Genomic DNA, 23,258 nt, shown 5'->3' on the forward strand with positions numbered 1-23,258 from the left:
GCGCACCTCACAGACTTCGTTGTCGCCTACAATTTCGGCCGCCGGCTGAAGACCCTTAGGGGGCTCACACCCTACGAGTTCATCTGCAAATGCTGGACTTCAGAGCCAGAACGATTCAGGCTCGATCCAATCCATCAAATGCCGGGACTAAACACCTAGGGTCCCGCCGAGGTTTGCCGTCGGCGGGGCCTTTGCTGGCATCGGACACTGCCCTCGATCGTCTATTGAACATCGACAAGCCATTCCGCAGCCGAAAACCGCAGGCAATGCGATGAATTGTTTCCCCACCGAAGAAGCACAGCCGCGGACACATGAGGTCCTCATCCCGATCGAAGGGCAGGACCTTCTATCTCGTCTTCAGGCGATGGATACTTGGCTGAGCGAGTGGGACATTGCCTATCAGGTTGCGGGAATCGACGACTCAGCGATAGCCATCCGCTTTCCGAGTGAGCAGTTCACCCGCGCTTTTGCTGAGACTTTCGGCCTCACCCAGCGCAGTCTTGGCTAAATGGGGCCATAGGCAGGCGGGCTTCGGGGCGCGGCCGGTCTCTCCGCGGCCAGCGCACTCAGTCGCGTCTCGCTGGCGGCCTGGCTATCGAGCGCGGGGTGTGTGGCGCACACCCGCTCGATCTGACCGAAGAGGCATGGGGAACGTCATCGGCCCGCGGTTCATCGGCAATATCAGCCTGGCGATCGCGGCGGCACACCTGAAGCTCCGGCATTCACCATCCCCTCGCGAGGCTCTAATCGCAGCGAGAGGTACGACAACATCCGCGCTCTCGTCGCGCGGCGCGGTGAAGGTTAGCCACATCTCGGTATAGACCTTAACGGAAACTACAAGGGTCAGTCCGCCCATGCACAGGTGTCATCGGATTTCTCCTTCCGGGGCCAACAAAGAATTTCGCGTGGTGGCAACGAACTGCCTTGGGGTTTGTTCCAACGACGGACGGTCTGGTCGGCTTCCTGCTACGCCTTTCAGATGGCGTTCAGATGGCCGATCACCGCATGGACCTTGTCGACCCCGGATGGGGTGGTAAGCGCCGTTGCCGCAGGCCGGATCCTGAACCCAAAGACGGCGCGAAGCCAGATCATCGGCGGCGTGGTGGGGGTATCGGAATGCCCCTCACGAGGAAACCCTGACCGCCATCGCTATGGTCGGTTCATAAACGGCAATCTCGGCGAATATCACGTCACTTCGAAGCGATATCGACGGCATCGAGGTGATCTTTGTCGAGGTGCATGACGATAAAGTCAGCCCGATYGGGTGCCGGAGGAATACGCATCGTTGGCGCCGCTGCCGCCGAAGCCAACGCGATCTTTCACGCGACAGGAAAATGCGCGCGGCTGCCAATAATCGACAAGCTCATGGCCGCGTGAGTGTTCGGGTCATCTCGGCATGTGCTTGGCGCCGCCTCGGCATCCTGATTGTGGCGCCCGGTTGGAGGCCGCAGTTTCCCGCAGGCAACCACTTCAGATGATGCCTATCTCACGGTTCCGTCTTGCGGGGCACCGTCTGCCGAAGTTGAGACGGGGGAACTGGCGTTAGCCACTGGCTATTGAGCGTCAGCGTCGCTGCAAAAATGGGGGTTCCATCGGCGTAGCGGATTCTCATATCCACTCTCAGACCGTCACTGGTCTGGATATGCTCGGCGATAATGTCGCCGAGACTTGAAAGCGCCGAAAGACGCGCGGCGACGTGATCTTCAAGGTCTATTCCTTCGTCGTCTACGACCAGTTCGGTGTTGATCTCGATGTCGAAAAAATACTGGGCCATGCATTTTCATCCGTGGCGCCGTCGCCAAGGTCCCGATCCCCTCGGCGCGTACAATTCGTCGCATTGCGCCCACCGCTGGGAAGTTGATCGATCGAGATAGCGGCGCGGGGTGGCAGGCTGTTGGGCAAACACCAGCCGCATGCAAAGTTGCTGGAAGGAGGCCCCATCGCTGCCGGGGCCCCCTGGTCAGTTAAATCGAGGGCCGCACATACGGCGGAGCTTCGGGATCGAATTCTGTCCACCCCTCCCTCTCATAAGCAGCACGGCGGTCGATTGTGTTGATGGGTGTCGCGCCGTCCATGATTGCCACGACCGTAGGCGCCTGTTCGTCGGTTGCCCGAACAGCCACAACGCTGCCACCTCGCCTCACCGTCTCTGCAAAGTAGTGGGCGTCATTTTCATCGACGCCCGAACTCGTCAGGGCGCCCACAAGCCCCCCCGCGACGGCGCCCGTCGCGGCTCCCGCGGCGGTAGCAGCAAGCCAGCCAGCGGCCACCACAGGGCCGATGCCGGGGATCGCAATCAGGCCGAGACCCGCCAGCAGCCCGGCTGCACCGCCGATCAAGCTGCCGATTCCTGCTCCCTCGCCCGCGTGGCTTTCATCGGCATCGGCGTGACGGCCGACAAGGCTGATATCGGAATCGGCAACGCCGGCGTCCTTCAGCTTTCGCACCACGGATTCAGCCTGCTGATAGGTATCGTACGAACGCGTGATGGTCTGGGTCATCTGCGAGATCCTCAGTTGCGCGTAATGTTGCCGCGGTAATCGACGCTTACGTTGACCGGCTGGCCGTCGTGCGTCGCCCTGCCCTTCCAGACACCGTTGTCGTCCTTCTTGAGTTCGGACACTGCGGTGTAGCCGTTGGTCTCGAGCCGGCTCTTCGCCTGGCCTTCCGTGAAGCTGTTGGCACCGGGCAGCGGCGCGTTCGCTTCGGCTGGAGCATTTGGCGAAGGAGTAGGTGCAGTCGTCGGCGTTTGCGCCTGAGCTGCCAGGATCGTCGCCCCGCAAAACACCGCCGCGATGATCGTCCGTTTCATCGATATCTCCCTGAAACAGTTGCCATATATGCACAATCAAACCGGGCGCTTGGGCACTTGTTCCAGGGATGTCGATAGGTGCTGGCGTCCGGTCTCCATCTGGTAGGCTGCGCGCGACGAACGCGCCGCGGAGGCATGACTTTGGCGCCTGCTGACGATCGCGTCGATCGGCGCGTGATCGCACCTAGTTTGGGAGGCCGATCACGCAGCCCTGCCACTATATGGTCACTAAATGACCAGATCAGCTTCAGCCCCTGACCGCATTCGCGTTATGGAATTGGACGCCTATCCACAGCTCATGGAAGGAAATCCGATGCGAAAGATCATAACAACTGTGGTCGGCGTTACATTCATTCTGGCAGGCGGCGCGAATGCGCAGGGTCTATCACAGCCCACACCTCCGTCTGCATCACCGCAACAGGGCTCGGGCCGAACAACTATCAAATCGGTGAGCGTCGTCGATCTCGCTGCGCTTCCGGCTGAGGCCCAGGTGCAGGTCAACCAGGTACTGACAAACCGTTCGGCTGACGAGATCCAGCAATTGCAAGCGGCCATAGAGAATGAGCCGGAGCTGAAATCGGCGCTCGCGGCGAAGGGCTTCACATCACGGGACGTGGTCGTTGCCCAGCTCGGTGAAGACGGCATGCTGACCATCGTTGCAAAACGGGCGAGCTGATCGCCGTGTGGTCGCATCCTGGCTATGCGACGTCGCAGGTCATTCGACCAATGAGCCTATCCGAACGGCGACATATTTGAAGCGCCCGCCCCTGTGGGCCAGGGATTCATCACTGCCACATGCGGGGCCGCAATACGGCACCGGACTCGCGAAATCACCCCAGAAAATCCGAACAATGGTCATGCTGCGCCGTTTGCATGGGCCTGCGTCGTTCGTACCGACCTGGCGCGGCGGTCCAATTGTTCCAGGCGAGCGGCGCACCAATACCGATACCGTCGCGCATTCAGACTAGGAGAAGCCGATGAATGGCGTGAAATTGTCCGCGATTGTGCTTGCGATGTCTGCCGCACTTGCAGGGCCTGCTCTGGCGCAGGGCGTCTCGGTCGATACCCAGACACGCGGCAAGGCACAGGGCAAAATCGGCGGTCCCGCGCCCTCAGCCAGCGGAAATGCCGATGTCGACGCTGAGGTCGTGGCCCCACGCATCAAGGCAGGCGGCAGCGGGCATGGCAGCGCTGGAGCCAAGGCTGGAAAGAAAGCCACTGGTGCTGCTGGCGCATCTGGAACCACGAAAGTCGACGAACTCGACTAGTACGTCTGACATCGAGCCCCAATCGGGTTGGGCAGGCTAGGCTTGCCGACTGAAAGGAGTGAGGCGCGCGCTCGATGGCCCGGCCTCACTCGGCAAACCCTGTACCTCGGCATCGTTGAGCAGGCGCGCGGGCTTGCCGAAATGACGGGATATCGCTGGCCAATCCGCGTTCGAGCCACGTCTCGGGTGCCACCATCGCTGTGACCGGCGGTCATCCGATCATTTGACTGAGAACGGCTCAGTCCTTCCTGAGCTTCCCGAGATTGCCCGGCAGCCCCGAAAAGGGAAGATCGTCCGGCGTGAGCAAGCTGTGGGGCGGGGCCGGCCCGTGACTGTTCTCGTCCTCGTCCGCCTCATTCCAGCGGCGGATCTCAGCGGTGAGCTGACGGAACTCGGCCGCCTGYGGAGATCCTTCGGGCGCATCGCTCAACGCGGCGGCGCGCTGTACGGCAGCCTCATACTCCTCGTGGTTTCTGAACGTCATGTCGGGGAATCCACTTGTGAGTTGTCGCTGGCGGCATTCTCGTCGAGCAGGCCTGATGCTGCGCGCAACAGCGTCTCCGGAGGTGCGATGTCTTCCTGAAGATGCCATTCGACGAACTCACGACTCTCTCGCGACCGTTCCGCCAGGAGAGCAACCCAATCGCGGCGCGGGAACGCTGCATTCATGCGCAGCGCAAGATCCTGGCCGGAAGCAACTGCCTCTGAGGGTCCCATGTGAGCCTCCCGTGTCTCCTGAGATGAAAGGGGCCTCGCGAACGAGCACGGCTTCGTCAACGACTTCAATGAGTTCGCGTCCATCCGTTTTGCTGCGTGAGCCCATGCGGCTGAAGCATCAGGGGAACAGCCTTCATGTCCCCCGCCTCTCGCGTGGGGTGACCTCAATGACCTGCCTGCGGCCATTGCGCAGCAGTSCGAAGGCGGTGGGCCGGCCGATCTTGTCCTCGGCCAGCAGGCGCACGAGATCGTCGGCACCGGAGACACGGGTGCCGTCGACCGCCACAATGATGTCTCCTGCCCGTATGCCGGCCACATCAGCCGCGCCTCCGCCCTCCACGGAGTCGACCATGACGCCCGCCGCCTGATCCACGTCAGCCGCAACCTGGATGCGACGGGCGATCACGGCCGGGTGCGCCGCGATGCCGATCGAGGCCCGGCGGACCCGACCGTGGCGGATGAGGCCGCCCATCACGAAGCTCGCCGTGTTCGACGCCACCGCGAAGCTGATGCCTTGCGCGCCCATGATCATGGCGCTGTTGATGCCGATGACCTCGCCCCGCGATGACACCAGCGCGCCGCCCGAATTGCCCGGATTGAGCGCAGCATCGGTCTGGATCACATCGTCGATCAGCCGGCCGTTCTTGGCGCGCAGCGAGCGGCCGAGCGCCGAGATCACGCCGACCGTCACCGTCGCCTCGAACCCGAGCGGGTTGCCGATGGCGACGGCGATCTGTCCTCGCTTCAGCAGCCCGCTGTCACCGAGACGGCCCGTCGGCAGGCTCACGGGCGGTTCGGCATGGACGAGCGCCAGATCGGTATCCGGGTCATCGCCGATCAGACGCGCATCGAAATGCCGCCCGTCTGGCATCTGCACCCCGACCCGCGCCGAGCCTTGCACGACATGGCTGTTGGTGAGAATGAGCCCGTCCGGCGACAGGATCACGCCCGAGCCGGAGCCGGAGGGGCGCCCGTGCCTGCGGACATTAAGCCTGACGACGGCCGGGCCCACCCGCTCCACCACGTCGGTGACGGCAAGCGAATAAGCATCGAGCAGCGCGCCATCGCTTGCTGGTGAGAGCGGAAGCGTGGACGAATCGAAGTCGTCCTCGTTGAGGACGAAGCGAGGTGTAACGTCGAGCATTGGTGGAACCGCCCTGCGTTGTTTGCCTGGATATGGCGATGCGGTCCCCGCCGCAAAAGGGCTGAGCCCGGCCAGGTCCCGGACACGAGGACCCATGGAGCGATACTGCGTGAATTCTGTGGCGGGCCTCGCTGCCACGGGCAAAGGTCCTATGCTGATCGCAAAGCTGGATGTCGCGGGCTTTCATGACATCAACTCCGGCTATGGCTTCGACGTCGGCGACCAGGTTCTCGTCCAAATCGCCGAGCGCATTGGYACCACCGGCGTCGGCGTCGTGGGACGCATCGACTCGAATGAATTTGCGCTGGTAAAGCCGCTCGCGAGCTCCGATGAAGGCCCTGAAATCATCAAGAGGTTGATCTCTGCGTTGTCGGCGACCTTCGTCGTTTCGGGAGCGACAATCACCATTCGGTTTGCCACCGGCTTCGTGATCGCCGAGGCCGGCTTCGACACCAGGTTGGTGCTCGGTCGGGCCGGAGCCGCCCTCCGGCGCTCGAAATCCTCTCCATCCCGCGAGGCGTGCGAGTTCAGGGCCGAGGACGAAATTCAGAGTCGCAATCGCATTCGCCTGACGAACGAAATGCAACGCTGGCGAACGACGAGTTCGGATTTCAGTATCAGCCCAAGGTTGATCTTTGCACAGGTGCGGTCGTTGGCGCAGACGCCTTACTGCGCTGGCGGCGCGCACGAACCCCTGCTCAAACGAAGAACGGATTATGACCAAATGACATTGCGATGAGCCGGGATCGGTGCTCGAATGCCCCGGTCGCCAGAGGGGATTCCTCGTTGTGCGAGATCTCGGCTGTTCATGAGGGTGCCCATGGAGCAAAGCACCGATCGTCAGGCGACGGTTACGGTCCGCAGCAGGACCACCGACGCTGCGAACGATCTGGCGCGCCAGGTTCGGGAGCAGACCACACTCTTCCGCTTCACCGATCGCCTGTTTCGAGCCCGCACCGTCGTCGAGATCTACGAGTGTGCGCTTGACGCCATTTGTGAAACCCTCATGTGCTCGCGGGCGTCGATCCTTCGCTTCGATGATGGGGGAACAATGCGTTTCGTCGCTTGGCGCGGCCTCTCGGATGGATACCGCGCCGCTGTAGACGGCCACTCGCCCTGGAAGCGCCATGAGCGCGAAACCGACCCGATCTTCCTCTCGGACGTCGCCCTCAGCAAGGAGCCGAGACAACTCATCGAAACCATTATCGGCGAGGGCATCCATGCCTTGGCCTTCATCCCGCTCGCCGGAGCCGACGAACTGGCAGGCAAGTTCATGGTCTATTATGACACTCCGCGGGTCTTCACCGATCACGAGCGCGACCTCGCGCTGCTCGTCGCACGCCAGCTCGGCTTTGCCCTCGAACGTCATGCCGGGGACGCCTCGGCCCGCCGGCTGACTGCGCTCGTCGAATCGTCCGATGACGCGATCATCGCAAAGGATCTGAACGGTCTCATCACCGACTGGAATCCGGGCGCCGAGCGCCTTTTCGGGTATCGGCGAGAGGAGATGTTGGGTCAGCCCGTCATGCTGCTCATTCCGGAAGACCGTCGGGGCGAGGAGCCAACGATTCTGGAGCGCATTCGCGCCGGGGAGCACATCGAGCACTACGAAACCATCCGCCGCCGCAAGGACGGAACGCCTGTAGCGATCTCGCTGACCGTCTCGCCCATCAGGGACGCCAGAGGCGAAATCGTGGGGGCCTCGAAGATTGCCCGGGATATCTCGGAGCGGCAACGGGCGCAGGAACAGCAACAGCTGCTGCTTCACGAGATGAACCACCGCGTCAAGAACGTCTTCGCGCTCACGAGCGGAATCGTCAATCTCACGGCGCGTTCAGCCAATACCCCGGCCGAGCTCGCTTCAACGGTTAGCGAGCGTCTCGCCACCCTGTCGCGCGCGCACGCTTTGACTATGTCGTCCGTAGCTGCGGGAAGCGAACCGGCCGCAACCACGTTGCACCCGCTGATTGCAGCCATACTCGCACCCTATCGTGCGGGTGAACGGTCGCGCTGCGAGGTTCGCGGTGCTGACATTCCAATCCCTTCCACCTTGGTGACATCGCTCTCGCTGCTGCTCCATGAATTCGCGACCAACGCCGCGAAATACGGCAGTCTTTCGACGATGGACGGCATGGTCGAGATTACATGCTCAGAGCGACTGTCCGAGTTCGTGATCGTCTGGCGCGAGCGCGGTGGTCCATCTCCGCGGAGATCGGGAGGCGAAGGCTTCGGGAGCCGCTTGGTCAAAGCGACGGCAAGTCAACTTGGCCGGGTCAGCAGAGTTTGGGACACGTTGGGCGTGGTCATCGAGCTCGTCATCGAGCGTGACAGGCTCGAAGCTTGACGGCACCGCAAGCGATCAACTCGATCCCCATGCGCCGATAACTTGGCAACATCTGCGGCCGTCGGAAGGGTTCATTCATCCCAGCTTAAACCGGCGCACGCCGAGGCGTTCCTAGCGGCCCCGCAGATCAGGTTTTCTTAACCGGCCGMCCAGGGTCGAGTGCGCTCGGCGAGCTGGAGGGTTTTGGCTCGCCCTTTGCTGGCGAAGCGACGCTCGCATCCGCCGCCGGCGTTCCGCGATCGTCTTTCGGTATGCCTGTGCCCGGTCGTGGGCGGCTATCACTTGTCCTCCCGGGCTGACCTGCCGCCTTGTTTGGATCTGCATTCGCCATATCGACCTCCTTTGTGCTCCAGTTTTCGGATCGCTCGCCCAAAAGTTCCATGCTCGCCCGGTAAATGACGCCACCTTCTTCCCTGCGGACGCTAACGGTGAACAATCGGCAGTCGCCGTTTGGCATCACCGCGCGTGTCATATCCGGCAAGGCGTCCAACGCTGATCGCCGCGCCTCTTCGTCGCTGGAAAGTTCAATTCCGTCCTCGTCGATATCGACGAAGTCGCCATCCGTGCTGTCGAAGAAATAACGGGTCATGTTCGTTACCGGCTAAGCGACGGATCCGGCTCTCACAGAACGCGTCTGAAGAGTGCCCGTTCCAAGGTGGCAGACTTGCCATCGGAAACATGCCTTACCGAAGACCGAGAAATGAAAGTATGGCCAACACGACCACGATAAGGCCGACGATGTAGATGACGCCGTTCATGAGACCCTCCGATGCTCCGTCACACACGTGACGAGGGGTGAACAGATGGCGAAGCAAAAGAGTTCCAGCCGGAACCTATAGGGCCGGGAACACTCCTTTCAGTGGCGGGTTCTGCCTCGACAAATTGGAGGACGAACAATGGGCCGCGGTATTCTTCTTTGGATGTTGGGCATTCCCCTGCCGATCATCATCCTGCTCGCGTTCTTTCGATAGCGCGTCTGGCTATTGGTGCCGAAGCTCTCCGTTCCACGGCGCGCAGGAACGTGCCTCGGGACGGGTGAGCTGACCCAGCAGCAGTATTCATATGACGCTATTGCCGAAAGCGACCGTTCTAATAGTCAGCCCAATGGACGCTGATGCACGTCCCCTGGGAGGTAGAAATGACGACAAGCAAGCGGACTCAGCAGCCGATCGGCGCTGGAAAAACCAAAACAACTGACGCCTTGGATGGGTTTTCACCCCGCGTTCAAGGGGGCTCAATCGCGCTAGTTTTGTTTCTGGTCATGGTCGCGGTGCTTATGCTTCTGGGTTATGGGATTTGGTGGCTGTACGTATTCGTTCAGTCACTGAAATGACCATCTTTAATGTAACGCAGCGGTGGATACGCGCCGGCCTCTCGCCGCATAGTTGCGCCCTCGGGTTATCCATTGAGTGGGCGGCGAGGCGAATGCCACGGATGAGTTGCTCGTCCACGGCGCCGCCCCGATGCGCCCAGTTCAAAGCCACGATAGTTGGTTCACCTTGAACGCGACTGTGCGTTTTGCTGATGGCGGCCCCGCCAGGCGTGGCTCAGGCCTTGACCATTGGAAATGAAAGTTCGAAACTGTCCTAATGGGAGGCGAACCCATGGGAACCGCCCCGAACGCCCAATTCCCAACTGTCGACGCTCGCGAACACGGGGAAGCTCATGCCAATCCGACAGGATGGCGACGCTGGCTACTGTCCACCAATCACAAGGACATTGGGACGCTCTACCTGATCTTCTCGATCATGGCGGGACTCGTCGGCGGGTTCCTGTCGATTATGATGCGTATCGAGCTTCAGCAGCCCGGCCTGCAGATCTTCGCCAACGGCCAGAGCTACAACGTCTTCGTCACCGGCCACGGCCTGATCATGATCTTCTTCATGGTCATGCCGGCACTGATCGGTGGCTTCGGCAACTGGTTCGTGCCGTTGATGATTGGCGCGCCCGACATGGCCTTTCCACGGCTGAACAATATCTCGTTCTGGCTCGTCGTGGCCGCATTCATCCTGCTGACCATTTCGTTGTTCGTCGAAGGCGCGCCTGGCGCCCATGGCGTCGGCACCGGCTGGACTATCTACCCGCCCTTCTCGACGGCGGGCCACCCCGGTCCCTCGGTCGATTTCGGCATTCTCGCGCTGCACCTCGCGGGCGCATCTTCCATTCTGGGCGCGATCAATTTCATCACCACTATCCTGAACATGCGCGCGCCTGGCATGACCATGCACAAGATGCCGCTGTTCGCCTGGGGCGTGCTGGTCACTGCCTTCCTGCTGCTATTGGCGTTGCCCGTCCTGGCCGGGGCCATCACGATGCTCCTGACCGATCGCAATTTTGGCACCACCTTCTTTGATCCGGCCGGTGGTGGCGACCCGGTGCTCTACCAGCACCTGTTCTGGTTCTTCGGTCACCCCGAAGTGTACATTATGATCCTGCCGGCCTTCGGCATCGTCAGCCACATCATCTCGACCTTCTCGAAGAAGCCGATCTTCGGCTATCTCGGCATGGCTTATGCGATGGTGGCGATCGGCGTCGTCGGCTTCATCGTGTGGGCGCACCACATGTTTACAGTCGGCCTCTCGCTCAACACGCAGCGCTACTTCGTCTTCGCCACGATGGTGATCGCCGTGCCGACCGGCATCAAGATCTTCTCCTGGATCGCGACGATGTGGGGCGGCAGCCTGCGCTTCACCGCGCCGATGCTCTGGGCCATCGGCTTCATCTTCCTGTTCACCGTCGGCGGCGTGACCGGCGTGGTGCTGGCCAATGCGGGCATCGACCGCTCGCTGCATGCGACCTATTACGTCGTGGCCCATTTCCACTACGTGCTGTCGCTCGGCGCCGTATTCGGCCTGTTCGCCGGCTTCTACTACTGGTTCCCGAAGATGTCGGGATATATCATCCCCGACTGGATCGGCAGGCTGCACTTCTGGGTCGCCTTCTTCGGCGCCAACCTGCTGTTCTTCCCGCAGCACTTCCTTGGTCTCGCCGGCATGCCGCGTCACTATGTGGACTATCCGGATGCCTTCGCCGGCTGGCATTTCTGGTCGTCGATCGGCTCCTACATCTTCGCTGCCGGCCTGCTCATCTTCTTCTACGGCGTGATCATCGCTTTCACGAAAAAGCAGCTCGCCGGAGACAATCCGTGGGGAACCTCTACGTCGGCATCGCTCGCGCCCGACACTCGGTGGCGTGGTCTTTGATGGTGAAAGTGCTCTGAAGGGAGCCATTCGCTACGAGCGAGGGGGATTGACGGGCCACGCGGCGTTCCGAGGTCCGAACTCAGCTCTGAAAAGGCAAGCGCTGGCTAAAGCCAAGGGCTCGATCTCAGGATGCCCGCCATCACGCCGCGCAGGAGTTGCGCACGAGAATTCGCGTCGATCTTGGATTTCGCCGCCTCGATATGTGGATGGACCGCGTTGCGCGACAGGCCCATGGCCATGCCGATCTACGCATCGCTGCGACCCCATTGCCCCCATCGGAAATATAGGAGGAGATCATCATGGCTGAGCACACCTCTTCCGGAAGCGCATCCGTCGTCTTGACGGATCTGGACAAGCTGCTGCCCGATATCGAGGCGCTCTATAAGGACGTCCACGCCCACCCGGAATTGTCGATGCGGGAGATGCGAACTGCGGGTCTCGCCGCCGACAAGCTCAGGAAAGCCGGCTTCGAGGTAACGACTGGCGTGGGTAAGACGGGCGTGGTCGGATTGCTTCGCAACGGCGAGGGGCCGACGGTCATGCTGCGCGCTGACATGGATGCGCTGCCGATCGCAGAGGATACCGGCCTTGCTTACGCCAGCAAGGTTACTGCGACGGACCCCGAGGGAAGCACCGTCCCCGTGAGCCATATGTGCGGACATGACATGCATGTCGCCTGGCTGGTCGGTGCGGCGACATTGCTGTCACAGGCGCGCGATGCCTGGAAGGGCACCCTGATGGCCGTCTTCCAGCCGGGCGAGGAAACCGCGCAAGGCGCCCAGGCCATGATCGACGATGGTCTGCTGAAGCGCTTTCCGCAGCCCGATGTCGTGCTGGGCCAGCACGTCATGGTCGGACCCTCCGGCTCGGTCGCCGGCAGTGCCGGGCCGATAACCTCCGCTGCGGACAGCCTGCAAATCCGCCTGTTCGGGCGCGGCGCGCACGGGTCGATGCCGCAGGCCAGCATCGATCCCGTCATCATGGCGGCCTCCGTCGTGCTGCGTCTCCAGACCATCGTGTCCCGCGAGGTTGCCGCCAACGACGCGGCAGTGGTCACTGTCGGCGTGCTACAGGCAGGAACCAAGGAAAACGTCATCCCCGACGACGCCGTCATCAAGCTCAATGTGCGTACGTTCGACGAAGGCGTGCGCAAGCATGTGCTCGCCGCCATCGAGCGGATCGTCAATGCCGAGGCCGAAGCCTCCGGGGCGCCGCGCAAACCGGAAATCACGCCGCTCGACCGCTACCCTTTAAACGTCAACGACGAAGCCGCCAGCAACCGCATCGCCGCAGCGTTTCGCGGCCATTTTTCGCCGAACCGGGTCAAGCACACCGGCCCCGCCCCGGCGAGCGAGGATTTCGGCTGCTTCGGCACCGCGTGGCAGGTGCCTTCGGTGTTCTGGTTCGTGGGTGGCAACGATCCCAAGGTCTATGCAGAGGCTAAGGCGGCCGGCAAGCTGAACGAACTTCCGGTCAATCACAGTCCGCAATTCGCGCCCGTCCTCCATCCCACGCTGGCAACAGGCGTCGAGGCACTGGTCGTCGGAGCGCTCGCCTGGCTCGGCCCGAACAAAAAATGAACTGTTCTACCCGATTGCATCGCAGATCAGTCTTATTTGAAGGCTGTTCGGTGCTTTCGTCCCGATGCGGTAGGATTTTTCGCAGGCGGACCCGTCATGATCGCCATCGAAACCCTTGTGCGACTTCTCGACCTGGGCGGCACCTTCGTTTTCGCGATCAGCGGGGCGGTTGCCGCAGTCAATCGCCGCCTCGACATTTTCGGTATCCTCGTCCTATCGTTCGTGACGGGGAATTTTGGCGGGATCACTCGCGACGTCCTGATCGGCGCCATCCCGCCTGCCGCTCTGACGGATTGGCGGTACCTGCTGGTCTCAGTCCTGGCCGGGCTCATCACCTTCTTCTGGTATGCCGGCGTCGGCAAGCTGCGTAGCCCCGTCCTCCTGTTCGACGCGGTAGGCCTTTCGTTTTTCGCGGTGGTCGGTGCACAGAAGGCGATCGAGTTCGGACTAAACCCGGTGATGTCAGCGCTTCTGGGCATGCTGACCGGAATCGGCGGAGGCATGACGCGCGATGTTCTGCTTGCGGAGATTCCGCAGGTATTGCGTTCCGATTTGTACGCCGTCGCAGCGCTGACCGCCGCGTCCTTCGTTGTTATCGGCCATGTGCTCGGCGTTTCCTATGGCGTTTCAGCGCTGGCTGGAGCTGCCGTGTGCTTCGGCCTTCGTTTCATGGCGATCAGACGTGGTTGGCATTTGCCGGTCGCTCATCTCTCCGCGCAAGGGCGCGCTGCAATAGATGCTTCGGAGGATGAGAGCGGGCGGTAAGTTTGCCCCTCCAACGGTTTGCCCTCCGGGAGGGAGGGTGAAGCGCGGCYTCGCGTTTCCAATGGCGCGCAATATCTGCCGAGATCGGCCTCTCGCGACGCCAACTATGCTGCTCCTCACGCCGCAAGCAGCTTGTCGACGGTGATCGGCAGGCTGCGGATGCGTTTGCCCGTCGCGTGATGAATGGCGTTGGCGATGGCCGCCGCCGTGCCGACGACGCCGATCTCGCCCAGCCCCTTCACGCCGATCGGATTGATCTGGTCGTCATGCTCCTCGACAAAGAGGACCTCGATCCCACCGATGTCGGCATTGGCTGGTACATGATACTCGCCGAGGTTCCTGTTCATGAACCGGCCGAAGCGATGGTCGGTCAGCGTCTCCTCGTGCAGGGCCATGCCGATGCCCCAGACCACGCCGCCGATGATCTGGCTGCGCGCCGTCTTGGGGTTGAGGATGCGCCCGGCCGCGATGGCGCTAACCACCCGGGTCACGCGCACGATATTGAGTTGCTCGTCGACATGGACCTCGGCGAAGACGGCCGAATGGGTGTAGGAAGCGCGGCGCAGCGGCGCGATCAGGCCAGGACTGGCTGTTTCCTCGGCCTCGATCCGCTCAACCTGCGCCGCACTCAGGGCATCGACGAATGAGACGGCGCTCGATTGCTCCTGGCGCAACCGAACGAACCCGTCATTGAAGACGACGTCATCGATCCTGGCGCCGGACAGAGGCGATCCTTCGATGGACTTTGCGTGTTTCAGCAGGGTCTCGCACAGCCTTCGGCAGGCCAGCATCACCGCGCTCCCCGAGGAAGCCGCCGTCCAGGAGCCCCCCTGGATCGGGGCTGGTGGGAGCGATGAATCGCCGAGTTTCACGGTCACCGCGTCGAGATCGAGCCCCAGTGCATCGGCCCCGATCTGGCTGAGGATCGTGTAGGTGCCCGTTCCGATATCGGATGTGGCGCAGGCGATCTCGAGCCTGCCGTCGCGCGTCAGCGTCGCGCGGGCGGAGGATTTCATCATCATCGCTTCCCAGACGCCGCTGGCCATGCCCCAGCCCACCAACTCCTTGCCGTTTGTCATCGAGCGCGGCGCCGGCTTGCGCCTGTGCCAGCCGAAGCGGGCGGCGCCTTCGGCATAGCAGGCGCGCAGCTCCTTGGAGGTCAGGGGCTTGTCGTCGTTCTCGTCCCGCGTGGTGTAGTTCCTGAGCCTGAGTTCGATCGGGTCGATGCCGGTGGCAAAGGACAGTTCGTCCATGGCACTTTCCAGCGCGAACAGGCCTGTCGGCGCACCGGGCGCCCGCATGTCGCCGGGCGTCGGGATGTCGAGCTTGGCGAGTTCGTAGGCGAGCAGCGACGTCTCGCTGTGATAGAGCATGCCCGACCAGTTGACGACGTTCTCCTGATAATCCTCGTAGCCGGAGGTCGCGGCGACCGCATGGTGCTGGAGCGAACGGATATGCCCTTCGGCATCGGCACCGATCGCGACAGAATTGATCGTCTGCGGACGATGCGCATGGCTGAACATCTGGGCCCGGGTCATCTCCACGCGCACGGATCGCTCGAGTGCGAGCGACGCCATCACCGCGAGGAACAATTGGTGGTGCGGCCGCAGCGCGGAGCCAAAGGCGCCACCGACGAAGGGACAAACCACGCGGACATCCTCGGTTGCCAGGCCGAAGACCGACGTAACATAGCCTTGCGTGTTGAGCGCGCCCTGCGTCTTGTCGTGGACGGTGATCTTGCCGTCGCCCTCCCAGACCACCGTCGTCCCGTGCAGTTCCATCGGATTATGGTGCTCGGTCGGGACGCGGTACTCGGCGCTGACCTTGATCGGGGCGTCTGCGAAGGCAGTTTCCGCGTCGCCTTTCGGATCGGGCGGCCGCGCGATGCCCGCGCGCTTCTTCGGCGGCTCATAGCTGTCCTGGCGGGCGCGCTCGAGATCGGTCTCGTGCGGTTCTCGTTCATAGGACACGCCGACCAGGGAGGCCGCGTCACGGGCGGCCTCGAAGCTCGACGCGACGACCAAGGCTATCGGCTGGTCGCTGTGCTGGATGGTGGCGTCGTGGAGCGGGCGGAGCGGCTTGCCGGGCGGGGCGACCTGGTCCCGGTAGCTGCTGTCGAACCAGGCGGTGTGAGCGCGGTTCTCATGGGTGAAGATCGTCACGACACCCGGCACTGCAAGCGCCGCCGTGAGATCGAAATCGCGGATCTTGCCGCGCGGAATCGCGCTGCCGACGATGCAGYCATGAAGCAGGTCCGGAGCAACGAACTCGGCTGCATAGGTCGCGCGGCCGGTGACCTTGGCTACGCCGTCGACCCGGCTCCGCGGCGAGCCGACATGGGGATCGTTGCTGATCATGGCCGTGCTCCCTCAGGCGATGCGCTTGTCGGATTGCGATTGCGGCGTCCCGGCTGCGGCTTGGGTCAGTGCGCGAATGATGGCGCGGCGCGCGAGCTCGATCTTGAAGGCATTGTGCTCGCGGCCCTGTGCTCCTTCCAGCAGAACGTCCGCCGCCGCGGCGAAGCTCGCATCGTCGGGCTTACGGCCAATCAGCACCTCTTCTGCCTGCGGCCGACGCCAAGGCTTGTGAGCAACGCCGCCAAGTGCCAGCCGCGCATCGCGGATCGCACCGCCACTGCCCATTTCCAGACAGGCCGCGACGGAAACCAACGCGAAGGCATAAGAGAGCCGGTCGCGCAGCTTGAGATAGCTGTGGTGCTCGGCAAAACGTTGCGCCTCGGCGGGCAACTCGATGCCGGTGACGATCTCGCCCGCGCCGAGCGTCGTGTCGCGATCCGGTGAACCGTTCGGCAGCCGATGATAATCCGCCATCGCGATCGTCCGGGTGCCCTGCGGCCCGGCGACATGGACGCTCGCCGAGAGTGCGGCAAGCGCGACGCACATGTCGGAGGGATGGGTTGCGATGCAGTCGGTGCTCGCGCCGAGAATGGCATGATTGCGGTTCACGCCCTTGATCGCCGGGCAGCCGCTGCCAGGTTCGCGCTTGTTGCAGGGCAATGCGGCATCGTAAAAATAATGGCAGCGAGTGCGCTGGTTGAGATTGCCGCCGGCCGTCGCGGCGTTACGAAGTTGTGGCGTCGCGCCCGCCAAGATCGCGCTCGACAGCAGCGGGAAAGTCCCGGCGACCAACGGGTGATAGGCGATCGTCGTATTCGAGACGAGCGCCCCCATCAGGATGCCGCCGTCCGCGGTCTCGGCGATCGTATCGAGATCCCCGAGGCGGGTGATGTCGATCAGGCGGTCCGGCTGCTCAACATCATATTTCATCAGATCGAGCAGATTCGTGCCGCCGGCAATCAGCCTGGCGCCGGGGTCGGCTGCCAGCGCGGCGAGCGCGCCTTCGAGGCTCTCGGCCTGGAGATAGGAGAAGCGGTTCATTCTGCGGCCTCCCGCATGTGCCCTGTCTGCTGGGCGATGACGTCCTCGATGGCGTCGACGATGTTCGGATAGGCGCCACAGCGGCAGATATTCCCGCTCATCAGCTCGCGGATCTCGTCGCGGCTATGGGCGCGGCCTTCGGCGACGAGCGCCACGGCCGAGCAGATCTGTCCCGGCGTGCAATAGCCGCACTGGAATGCATCGCGCTCGATGAAGGCGCGCTGCATGGGATGCAACGCGCCATCCTCTGCCAAGCCCTCGATCGTGGTGATAGCGCTGCCGTCCAGCATCACCGCGAGCTTCAGGCACGAATTCATTCGCTCGCCATCGATCAGCACCGTGCACGCGCCGCATTGACCGTGATCGCAGCCCTTCTTGGTCCCGGTCAGCGCGAGATGGTTGCGCAGGAGATCGAGCAAGGTCGTTGCAGCATCGACCTCGATGTGAACGGGCCGGCCATTCAGGCCGAGGGAAATCTCGATTTTTTCGTCGGGAGCGAGCGTGCGGAGTGTCACGGCGATCTCCTTGGGCGCATGGTTCTGGGCGTGGGGGGGCGCGGGCGCGCAAGTTCATCTCGACGACAACGGCTCGCGAGCACGATGTGTTCCTTCGAACAGGAACAGTTTGATCCAGCCCTAAGTTCGGCTGCTGCTTCGGGGCGGACCGTGCACCTGACCATCCCTTAAGAGGCCTGCGCGCGGCGACCGAAGCGTCATGAGACAAGGCAGGAAGCAGGCCGGAACCAACCGGCCGGCGCATGGGTTGCAGCCTCGACCGCACTCGAAACGGGAGCTCAAACCATGATGTTAGCCGTGGCCGGCGTCACCGCGTGAGCCTTTCACCAGGCCGAATGCACCTCTTTGCGCACGCCGGCAGTTAACGTGACAACGCCGCGATGATCACTGCTGCTGGTGGGCTCCGTGCCGACGCTGACGATTGACTGGACGATCGCGAACACCGGAAGGCACCAGCCGCTACGCCACAGTTGCACGGCGCTAACGTCCGGACTATATTCGAACCGAATTTAGTCCGGGAGGCTCCTTTGCGGTATTCTGCCCAAGTCAAACCGATCAGCTATCTGAAGGCCAACGCAGCCGACATCCTCCTCAACCTCACCGAAAGGCGAGAGCCTCTGGTGATCACGCAGAATGGCGAGGCCAGGGCGGTGCTCCAGGACGTTGCCTCCTTTGAACAGACGCAAGAGACGCTCGCGCTGTTGAAGCTGCTTGCCATCGGCAATCAGGATGTCGATGCAGGCAAGACCAAGCCGGCTCGCGCTGTCGTCGAAAGACTGCGCGGAAAAGCGGCGGATCGTCGATGAAGGAGGGCCTCTTTGAGGTCGAGCTGACGCAAGGCGCGGAGGATGATCTCGAAGCCATTCACTACTACCTGGCTGAACACCGTTCAATGGAAGCGGCTGAGTGCTTGCTCGATGCGTTCATTGAAAGGATCTCCACACTGGAGCGTTACCCGGAACGGGGCAGCTTCCCCAAGGAACTTGAGGCGTTAGGTGTTCGGGAATTCCGGCAGATTCTGCTCGATCCGTATCGCCTAATCTACCGCGTAATTGGCAGCAAAGTCGTCATCTTCGTCATCGCTGACGGCCGCCGCGACATGCAGGCTTTGCTTGAACGCCGCCTACTTGGCCGGTGATCACGAACCTGCTCCCAGGTTCTCGATCGCTGTTGCGCTGAGCGCGAACGGACGAGTTGGAGCCGGGGCCAGCATCTCGGCCCGGGAATGCTCATCTAAAACCATCAATCGAGCTACACCGCAGCCAAGTAGCCGATGAGCCGCTATCGAAGGGGCGTCTAGACGCAGAACACATCCACACCGCGCATTGCGCGCACGGATCCCGGCATTGGTGCGCAAATCTAATCGTCACTGCGAAATGCACGGCGTACATCCAGAGAAGTCCTCTGACCTGGATCGGCATTTCGCTAGTTTCTCGCCAGCATTTCGCCGATCTTCCGTCCGAGCTTTTCCAGGCCGAAGGGCTTGGTGATCATATCCATGCGGGTCAGCCAGAAAGTCGGTTGCGGTTGACCGCATTGGCTGCATAGCCGGTGATGAATAGCCCCTTGAGATCCGGCATCTGGCCTTGCGCAATCTCTGCAAGCTGACGACCGTTCATCCCGGGAAGTCCGACATCGGAGATCAACAGGTCGATATGCGGGTTTGCCCTCAGCGATTCGATCGCGGCGACGCGCTGCACGGGCGTTGCATGCGGACAGTGATGCGGGGCTGGTCTGCGGTCGTGAATCCTGCGCTCGCCGCGCTGCCGATGCCGGCGAAGCCAAGACAGCTAGGCCCGTTCCCTAGCCGATCGGTTTCGTCGTGAAGAACGGATCGAAAGCCTTTTCAATCACGTCCGCGAACATGCCGACATCGGTGTCGCGCACTGTGATCGCAACAAAATCTTGGCTCCCGTGAATAGGCAGCCCGGCGACTTCACCCGGCGCAAGGGTCAGGTTCTGTGCTTCGATAGTGAGCCTTCCGGCATAGCGCTTATTTATTCCACGGAACAGAGGGCGCAAGTCAGTGCAATCCCAAGTCGGGTGAAGTCGTCACTGCCCAAGTAAGTTGATGCAGTTAGCGATTAGACTTGCGCCCTGCGGGCGCGCAGAGGGCGGAGAGCGCCGAACCCAACGTTGTCCCGAGCCCACTCACAATATCGATTTACCGCTTCTTAACCACGGCGGGCGCCATTCTAAGGGGTCCAGAAGAGTTGGGGGGACAATGGCCGGCCTACTGCGCTGCCTGGTGCAGAAAGGCCTATTGGAAGCAGCCGACGTCAGGGAGATTTACGAAATTGCCCTTCTCATTCTTGAACAGCAGCAAGGAGCGGTGCCGGAAGCAGTAGCAACCTTCCAGGCCGCCCGATCCGCAATTGAACGGAACCTGGGATAGCCATTCGGCCCAAGCAGAGCGCCTTCATCCGCTAACCGCCCAAAGATCGCCAGTTCGTGCGATCAGGGCTGAGGACAAGATCGTCAGCGAGGGGAGCCGGCAGGGGCAGAACTCGGACCGAGTTCCTCGAAGCGCAGGAAAGTCCGCCAACTATGCTGTAGGCTCTACTGTTCCCACCTGATCAAAAAGAGGCCGCCCGTTGGCGGCCGAGTGGAGGGGAACGCCGCGTGGAGGTGTCGCCGCGCCCCCTATTGTTACTCGCTCGCGAGGTAGCAGCAAGGTCGGCATGAGACAAAAGGCGTAGAACCAGTTAGCGAAGCGATAAACGTGCACCTTAGGATATTGCCAAGTTGAAGCACCGAGCGTCGCCGGATCTCGGGAGGGCGGCGTTCGTCACTCCTCAGAACTTGCGCGGTACAAGCGGGCCAACCTCACGTACGATTCTGGTCAAGCGGCTACACCGCAAGCAGATGCTGCCCCTCTTCTCGAAGCTGCCTCCTTGCCTGATCGGCGTGGAGGCCTGCGGAACGGCGCATCACTGGGCACGCACGCTCGCCAACATGGGCCACAAAGTGCGGCTGATTCCTCCGTCCTACGTGAAGGCCTACATCAAGCGCGGCAAGAGCGATGCGCTCGACGCCGAAGCGATCTGCGAAGCCGTCCACCGTCCGACGATGCGGTTTGTGCCGGGCAAGACGGTGGAGCAACAGAGTGTGCTCATGACTCATCGCGCCCGATCCCTGCTCGTGCGCCAGCGCACCATGTTGGCCAATGCCGTGCGCGGGCATCTGGCGGAGCTGGGCCTCGTCGCCAACCCCGGTATCGCCCATCTTGCGAGGCTCGCCGAGCAGGCGCTTGCCGACAAGGATGCGCTGCCATCCTATGCTCGATCCGCTCTGGAGATATTGATCCGCCAGATCGTGACGATCAGCAGCGGCGAGATTGCAGTCCTCGACCAACAGCTCACCGCCTGGCATGCCGAGAGCGAAACTAGTCGCAGGCTCGCCGCCATCCCTGGCCTCGGCGTGATCACGGCCACGGCAGTGCCGCAGCCGTAACCGATCCCGACCAGTTCCGGACTGACTCCGCCGCAACACTCCTATCTAGATTGCTACCCGTAAAATCGGCCCGAGGGTTGCTTCCCACGGGGCGAAGTTGGCAATCAAATGCGCGTGGCATTGATGGAAATACCGGTCCGCGGGAAGAGGCTACCTCGTGAATAACGTGGCCTTACAAACCGCCAGATGCTTATAAAATCGCGTCTTTATTCATTGGCCGATCAACGAATGCCGTCTGATTTCTTCCAAGATGGGTAGGAGGCGGCATTTGAGCCGTAACATTCGGTGAGTCCGAAGTGCCGACGAGAGGCAAAACGGCCTCTTCGCGCTTCAACCGGTTGAACATTTCAGTAATCGGGTTATGTGGCCGAGAGGTCGGCACGTTTGGCTGCATCCTCATTCTTCCTGAATTAATGGCAGGGGCTCCATTAGCAATCGGCAGGCGGGCGACCGTTTGACTGATCGAACCTCATCGAGGATGTTTCACAGCGGTAAATGAAAGCTTACACAGTGAGAAACATTAACAGTACTTGAAACGACACCCGGGGAAGTTGCGGATCACAATGTGGCAGATTAATGGTGGGCCATATAAAGTATATCTGTCGTCCCGCAACAGCGTGTGTGATTGTACCTGCAGCCGAGAAAAAGCACGGGGCTAATAATAATCTCGGGGGGAACGCCGCTCTGCGGGAGAAGGTTGCTGTTCGGGAGGACAGCAGCCGCTTTCCTGCCCATTATAGCCGGAAATTAGATGCGAGCAGCATCAGGCTCGCAAGGGGGGAACCATACAACATGAGATGTCAGCCCGTTATCTCGGCCGGCTTAATCGGCTTCACTGTATCCATTTGCCTCGCGACTAATCCAGCCACTGCGCAATCCGCCAAGCCGCCCGCGCAAGTCAAAGTCACGAATGCCCGCCTCGTGCCGGTCGTCTCCCTGGAAATCACTACCCCGGGTGATAAGCCGCGGCTTATTGCGAAGCTCTCCAAGCCGCTCGCCGCCGGTAAGAGCATTGCGCTCAAGCTCAACAAGCCGGCGGGTTGCAACTACTCCGTCCTCGCCAAGTTCAGCGACGAGGTCGAGAGCGACAATGAGGGCATCGATCTTTGCCGTGAGAAATCGATCCGACTGACGGATTGAGACCGGAAGGATTGCAATACCGAACGCCCCCTACGCAAGTGGGCGGGGCAGTTCGTCTCTTCGATCACCTTATAAGGACGCCGAGCGGATTACGTTGCCGATCGACACACTCATGCACCCGCGGCGCCAACCGTCATTCCCCCACATACATAGAGTGTCTGTCCGGTGACAAAGCCGCTTCGCTGATCAAGGAGGTATGCTACCGAATGGGCCACGTCCTCCGGTTCGCCCATTCGACCAACCGGGATGCTATCGATAATCGCTTGCGTTGCAGGACTTTCTCTCGGATTGGCGCGCTCGAACAGCTCTGTACGAATGGGACCAGGCCCGACACTATTAGCGGTGATCCGGTGACACCCCAGTTCGAGAGCCCAGACTTTAGCCATACCAATCAGACCAGCCTTGGTTGCGGCGTATGCACTCCGAAGCTCCTTACCAAGGGCCGCACGCGAAGAGATGTTCACGATCCGACCAAATCCAGCATCCTTCATGCCTGGCAAGACCGCTTGAAGGCACTGAAGAGCACAACGTAAATTCAGTGAAACTGCCATATCCAACTCGGCCAGCGTCTGGGTTTCGACGCTACTCGGGAAGACCGCCCCGACATTGTTCACAAGCCTTGTAATCGGACCACCTCGCAGAGCTTCTGTAAGGGCTTCTGTAATGGGCCTTTGATCGTCAAGTCCCTCTGAACGATATCTCGTCGCCAGGATCATGCTTCTGTCCGTGGTCAGTACGAAGACCGCCACACCATGCCATCAGATCCAGARCCGACAGGTCAATCTAGGGGTGCGTGATTTGCCGAGGCAATCACAGCCTTACACACGACCTTGCCAGGCTCTCGTCCCAGCGACGGGACCTCAGATGAAGCGGCGCCGATCCTGGTCCGCTTCGAAGATGTGAATCTCCCTCATGCCGC

The 23,258-nt window shown here is 61.7% G+C and carries 26 protein-coding genes and 3 pseudogenes; 15 read left to right on the forward strand and 14 right to left on the reverse strand.

Translation table 11 applies throughout. The features are described from left to right. The 3 genes and pseudogenes from AC1DRP_RS32165 to AC1DRP_RS32175 form a co-directional block, all read left to right on the forward strand. Positions 1–159, forward strand: a pseudogene (locus AC1DRP_RS32165) (IS481 family transposase); the annotation flags it as partial. A gap of 112 nt (positions 160–271) precedes the next feature. Continuing rightward, positions 272–508 (forward strand): hypothetical protein, encoded by a 237-nt coding sequence (locus tag AC1DRP_RS32170; RefSeq protein WP_476770615.1) that lies wholly within the window; start codon positions 272–274, stop codon positions 506–508. Positions 509–1,030: 522 nt separating this feature from the next. Then, positions 1,031–1,377: pseudogene (locus AC1DRP_RS32175) on the forward strand (xanthine dehydrogenase family protein molybdopterin-binding subunit); the annotation flags it as partial. A 109-nt stretch (positions 1,378–1,486) separates the two neighbouring features. Here AC1DRP_RS32175 and AC1DRP_RS32180 read toward each other — a convergent pair. From AC1DRP_RS32180 to AC1DRP_RS32190, 3 genes are all read right to left on the reverse strand, one after another. Then, on the reverse strand, positions 1,487–1,774 hold the full coding sequence (locus AC1DRP_RS32180) for a DUF6894 family protein (protein ID WP_476770616.1): 288 nt from the start codon (positions 1,772–1,774) through the stop codon (positions 1,487–1,489). A 190-nt stretch (positions 1,775–1,964) separates the two neighbouring features. Then, positions 1,965–2,501: a hypothetical protein gene (locus tag AC1DRP_RS32185; RefSeq protein ID WP_476770617.1), complete on the reverse strand. Its 537-nt coding sequence runs from the start codon at positions 2,499–2,501 to the stop codon at positions 1,965–1,967. A gap of 11 nt (positions 2,502–2,512) precedes the next feature. Next, positions 2,513–2,812: a PepSY domain-containing protein gene (locus AC1DRP_RS32190; protein WP_476770618.1), complete on the reverse strand. Its 300-nt coding sequence runs from the start codon at positions 2,810–2,812 to the stop codon at positions 2,513–2,515. A 313-nt stretch (positions 2,813–3,125) separates the two neighbouring features. Here AC1DRP_RS32190 and AC1DRP_RS32195 point away from each other — a divergent pair, with 313 nt between their 5' ends. After that, positions 3,126–3,488: a hypothetical protein gene (locus tag AC1DRP_RS32195; protein ID WP_441508573.1), complete on the forward strand. Its 363-nt coding sequence runs from the start codon at positions 3,126–3,128 to the stop codon at positions 3,486–3,488. A 301-nt stretch (positions 3,489–3,789) separates the two neighbouring features. Further along, a complete protein-coding gene (locus tag AC1DRP_RS32200) occupies positions 3,790–4,080 on the forward strand; it encodes a hypothetical protein (protein WP_476770619.1) in 291 nt (96 codons plus the stop codon). 238 nt (positions 4,081–4,318) lie between these two features. Here AC1DRP_RS32200 and AC1DRP_RS32205 read toward each other — a convergent pair whose 3' ends face one another. From AC1DRP_RS32205 to AC1DRP_RS32215, 3 genes are all read right to left on the reverse strand, one after another. Continuing rightward, entirely contained in the window at positions 4,319–4,564 is a 246-nt protein-coding gene (locus AC1DRP_RS32205) for a hypothetical protein (protein WP_476770620.1), read from the reverse strand. Further along, a complete protein-coding gene (locus AC1DRP_RS32210; protein WP_476770621.1) occupies positions 4,561–4,797 on the reverse strand; it encodes a hypothetical protein in 237 nt (78 codons plus the stop codon). The genes AC1DRP_RS32205 and AC1DRP_RS32210 overlap by 4 nt, the downstream gene beginning before the upstream one ends. 133 nt (positions 4,798–4,930) lie before the next feature. Further along, on the reverse strand, positions 4,931–5,941 hold the full coding sequence (locus AC1DRP_RS32215; protein ID WP_476770622.1) for a S1C family serine protease: 1,011 nt from the start codon (positions 5,939–5,941) through the stop codon (positions 4,931–4,933). 151 nt (positions 5,942–6,092) lie between these two features. Here AC1DRP_RS32215 and AC1DRP_RS32220 point away from each other — a divergent pair, with 151 nt between their 5' ends. Together AC1DRP_RS32220 and AC1DRP_RS32225 are read left to right on the forward strand one after the other, a co-directional pair. Further along, a complete protein-coding gene (locus AC1DRP_RS32220; protein ID WP_476770623.1) occupies positions 6,093–6,680 on the forward strand; it encodes a diguanylate cyclase domain-containing protein in 588 nt (195 codons plus the stop codon). Positions 6,681–6,761: 81 nt separating this feature from the next. Next, positions 6,762–8,285 carry a PAS domain S-box protein gene (locus AC1DRP_RS32225; RefSeq protein WP_476770624.1) on the forward strand — a complete coding sequence of 508 codons (1,524 nt, stop codon included), beginning with the start codon at positions 6,762–6,764 and terminating at the stop codon, positions 8,283–8,285. 127 nt (positions 8,286–8,412) lie between these two features. Here the strand turns inward: AC1DRP_RS32225 and AC1DRP_RS32230 are convergent, their stop codons facing one another. Then, on the reverse strand, positions 8,413–8,874 hold the full coding sequence (locus AC1DRP_RS32230) for a DUF6894 family protein (RefSeq protein ID WP_476770625.1): 462 nt from the start codon (positions 8,872–8,874) through the stop codon (positions 8,413–8,415). A 549-nt stretch (positions 8,875–9,423) separates the two neighbouring features. Here AC1DRP_RS32230 and AC1DRP_RS32235 point away from each other — a divergent pair. The 3 genes from AC1DRP_RS32235 to AC1DRP_RS32245 all read left to right on the forward strand — a co-directional run bounded on the left by AC1DRP_RS32235 (position 9,424) and on the right by AC1DRP_RS32245 (position 13,068). Then, complete coding sequence (locus tag AC1DRP_RS32235; protein WP_476770626.1) at positions 9,424–9,618, forward strand: hypothetical protein; 195 nt, start codon at positions 9,424–9,426, stop codon at positions 9,616–9,618. Between the two features lie 271 nt (positions 9,619–9,889). Continuing rightward, a complete protein-coding gene (gene ctaD / locus AC1DRP_RS32240; protein WP_476770627.1) occupies positions 9,890–11,488 on the forward strand; it encodes a cytochrome c oxidase subunit I in 1,599 nt (532 codons plus the stop codon). A gap of 299 nt (positions 11,489–11,787) precedes the next feature. Next, entirely contained in the window at positions 11,788–13,068 is a 1,281-nt protein-coding gene (locus tag AC1DRP_RS32245; protein WP_476770628.1) for a M20 family metallopeptidase, read from the forward strand. 6 nt (positions 13,069–13,074) lie between these two features. Here the strand turns inward: AC1DRP_RS32245 and AC1DRP_RS32250 are convergent, their stop codons facing one another. Further along, the gene (locus AC1DRP_RS32250; RefSeq protein WP_476770632.1) at positions 13,075–13,251 is read right to left on the reverse strand and encodes a hypothetical protein; all 177 of its coding nucleotides are present in this window, start codon (positions 13,249–13,251) and stop codon (positions 13,075–13,077) included. On the opposite strand from AC1DRP_RS32250, the gene AC1DRP_RS32255 reads away from it, so the two are divergent. Then, entirely contained in the window at positions 13,168–13,833 is a 666-nt protein-coding gene (locus AC1DRP_RS32255) for a trimeric intracellular cation channel family protein (protein ID WP_476770633.1), read from the forward strand. The two genes, AC1DRP_RS32250 and AC1DRP_RS32255, sit on opposite strands and share 84 nt — an antisense overlap. Positions 13,834–13,949: 116 nt before the next feature. On the opposite strand, the gene AC1DRP_RS32260 is transcribed toward AC1DRP_RS32255, so the two are convergent. Genes AC1DRP_RS32260 through AC1DRP_RS32270 form a run of 3 tightly spaced genes read right to left on the reverse strand, consistent with a single transcriptional unit; the run spans position 13,950 to position 17,713 of the window. After that, a complete protein-coding gene (locus tag AC1DRP_RS32260) occupies positions 13,950–16,190 on the reverse strand; it encodes a xanthine dehydrogenase family protein molybdopterin-binding subunit (protein ID WP_476770629.1) in 2,241 nt (746 codons plus the stop codon). A gap of 12 nt (positions 16,191–16,202) precedes the next feature. Beyond that, positions 16,203–17,231 carry an FAD binding domain-containing protein gene (locus AC1DRP_RS32265; protein WP_476770630.1) on the reverse strand — a complete coding sequence of 343 codons (1,029 nt, stop codon included), beginning with the start codon at positions 17,229–17,231 and terminating at the stop codon, positions 16,203–16,205. Then, positions 17,228–17,713: a (2Fe-2S)-binding protein gene (locus AC1DRP_RS32270; RefSeq protein WP_476770634.1), complete on the reverse strand. Its 486-nt coding sequence runs from the start codon at positions 17,711–17,713 to the stop codon at positions 17,228–17,230. The genes AC1DRP_RS32265 and AC1DRP_RS32270 overlap by 4 nt, the downstream gene beginning before the upstream one ends. A 560-nt stretch (positions 17,714–18,273) precedes the next feature. On the opposite strand from AC1DRP_RS32270, the gene AC1DRP_RS32275 reads away from it, so the two are divergent. Further along, positions 18,274–18,552, forward strand: coding sequence for a type II toxin-antitoxin system Phd/YefM family antitoxin (locus AC1DRP_RS32275; protein WP_441493749.1), 279 nt, complete (start codon positions 18,274–18,276; stop codon positions 18,550–18,552). Further along, positions 18,549–18,884, forward strand: a complete 336-nt coding sequence (locus AC1DRP_RS32280; RefSeq protein ID WP_476770631.1) for a type II toxin-antitoxin system RelE/ParE family toxin — start codon at positions 18,549–18,551, stop codon at positions 18,882–18,884. Before AC1DRP_RS32275 ends, AC1DRP_RS32280 begins: the two co-directional genes overlap by 4 nt. A 367-nt stretch (positions 18,885–19,251) precedes the next feature. Here the strand turns inward: AC1DRP_RS32280 and AC1DRP_RS32285 are convergent, their stop codons facing one another. Further along, positions 19,252–19,446: a response regulator gene (locus AC1DRP_RS32285; protein ID WP_441509212.1), complete on the reverse strand. Its 195-nt coding sequence runs from the start codon at positions 19,444–19,446 to the stop codon at positions 19,252–19,254. A gap of 103 nt (positions 19,447–19,549) precedes the next feature. After that, complete coding sequence (locus tag AC1DRP_RS32290) at positions 19,550–19,768, reverse strand: ATP-binding protein (protein ID WP_441509147.1); 219 nt, start codon at positions 19,766–19,768, stop codon at positions 19,550–19,552. Positions 19,769–20,569: 801 nt separating this feature from the next. Here AC1DRP_RS32290 and AC1DRP_RS32295 point away from each other — a divergent pair. Together AC1DRP_RS32295 and AC1DRP_RS32300 are read left to right on the forward strand one after the other, a co-directional pair. Continuing rightward, positions 20,570–21,276 (forward strand): annotated as a pseudogene (locus AC1DRP_RS32295) (IS110 family RNA-guided transposase); the annotation flags it as partial. A 715-nt stretch (positions 21,277–21,991) separates the two neighbouring features. Beyond that, positions 21,992–22,339: a hypothetical protein gene (locus AC1DRP_RS32300; protein ID WP_441509149.1), complete on the forward strand. Its 348-nt coding sequence runs from the start codon at positions 21,992–21,994 to the stop codon at positions 22,337–22,339. Positions 22,340–22,449: 110 nt separating this feature from the next. Here AC1DRP_RS32300 and AC1DRP_RS32305 read toward each other — a convergent pair whose 3' ends face one another. Next, positions 22,450–23,055: an SDR family oxidoreductase gene (locus AC1DRP_RS32305; RefSeq protein WP_441509150.1), complete on the reverse strand. Its 606-nt coding sequence runs from the start codon at positions 23,053–23,055 to the stop codon at positions 22,450–22,452. Positions 23,056–23,258: the final 203 nt, after the last annotated feature.

Source organism: Allobosea sp. 01N443, assembly GCF_056399325.1.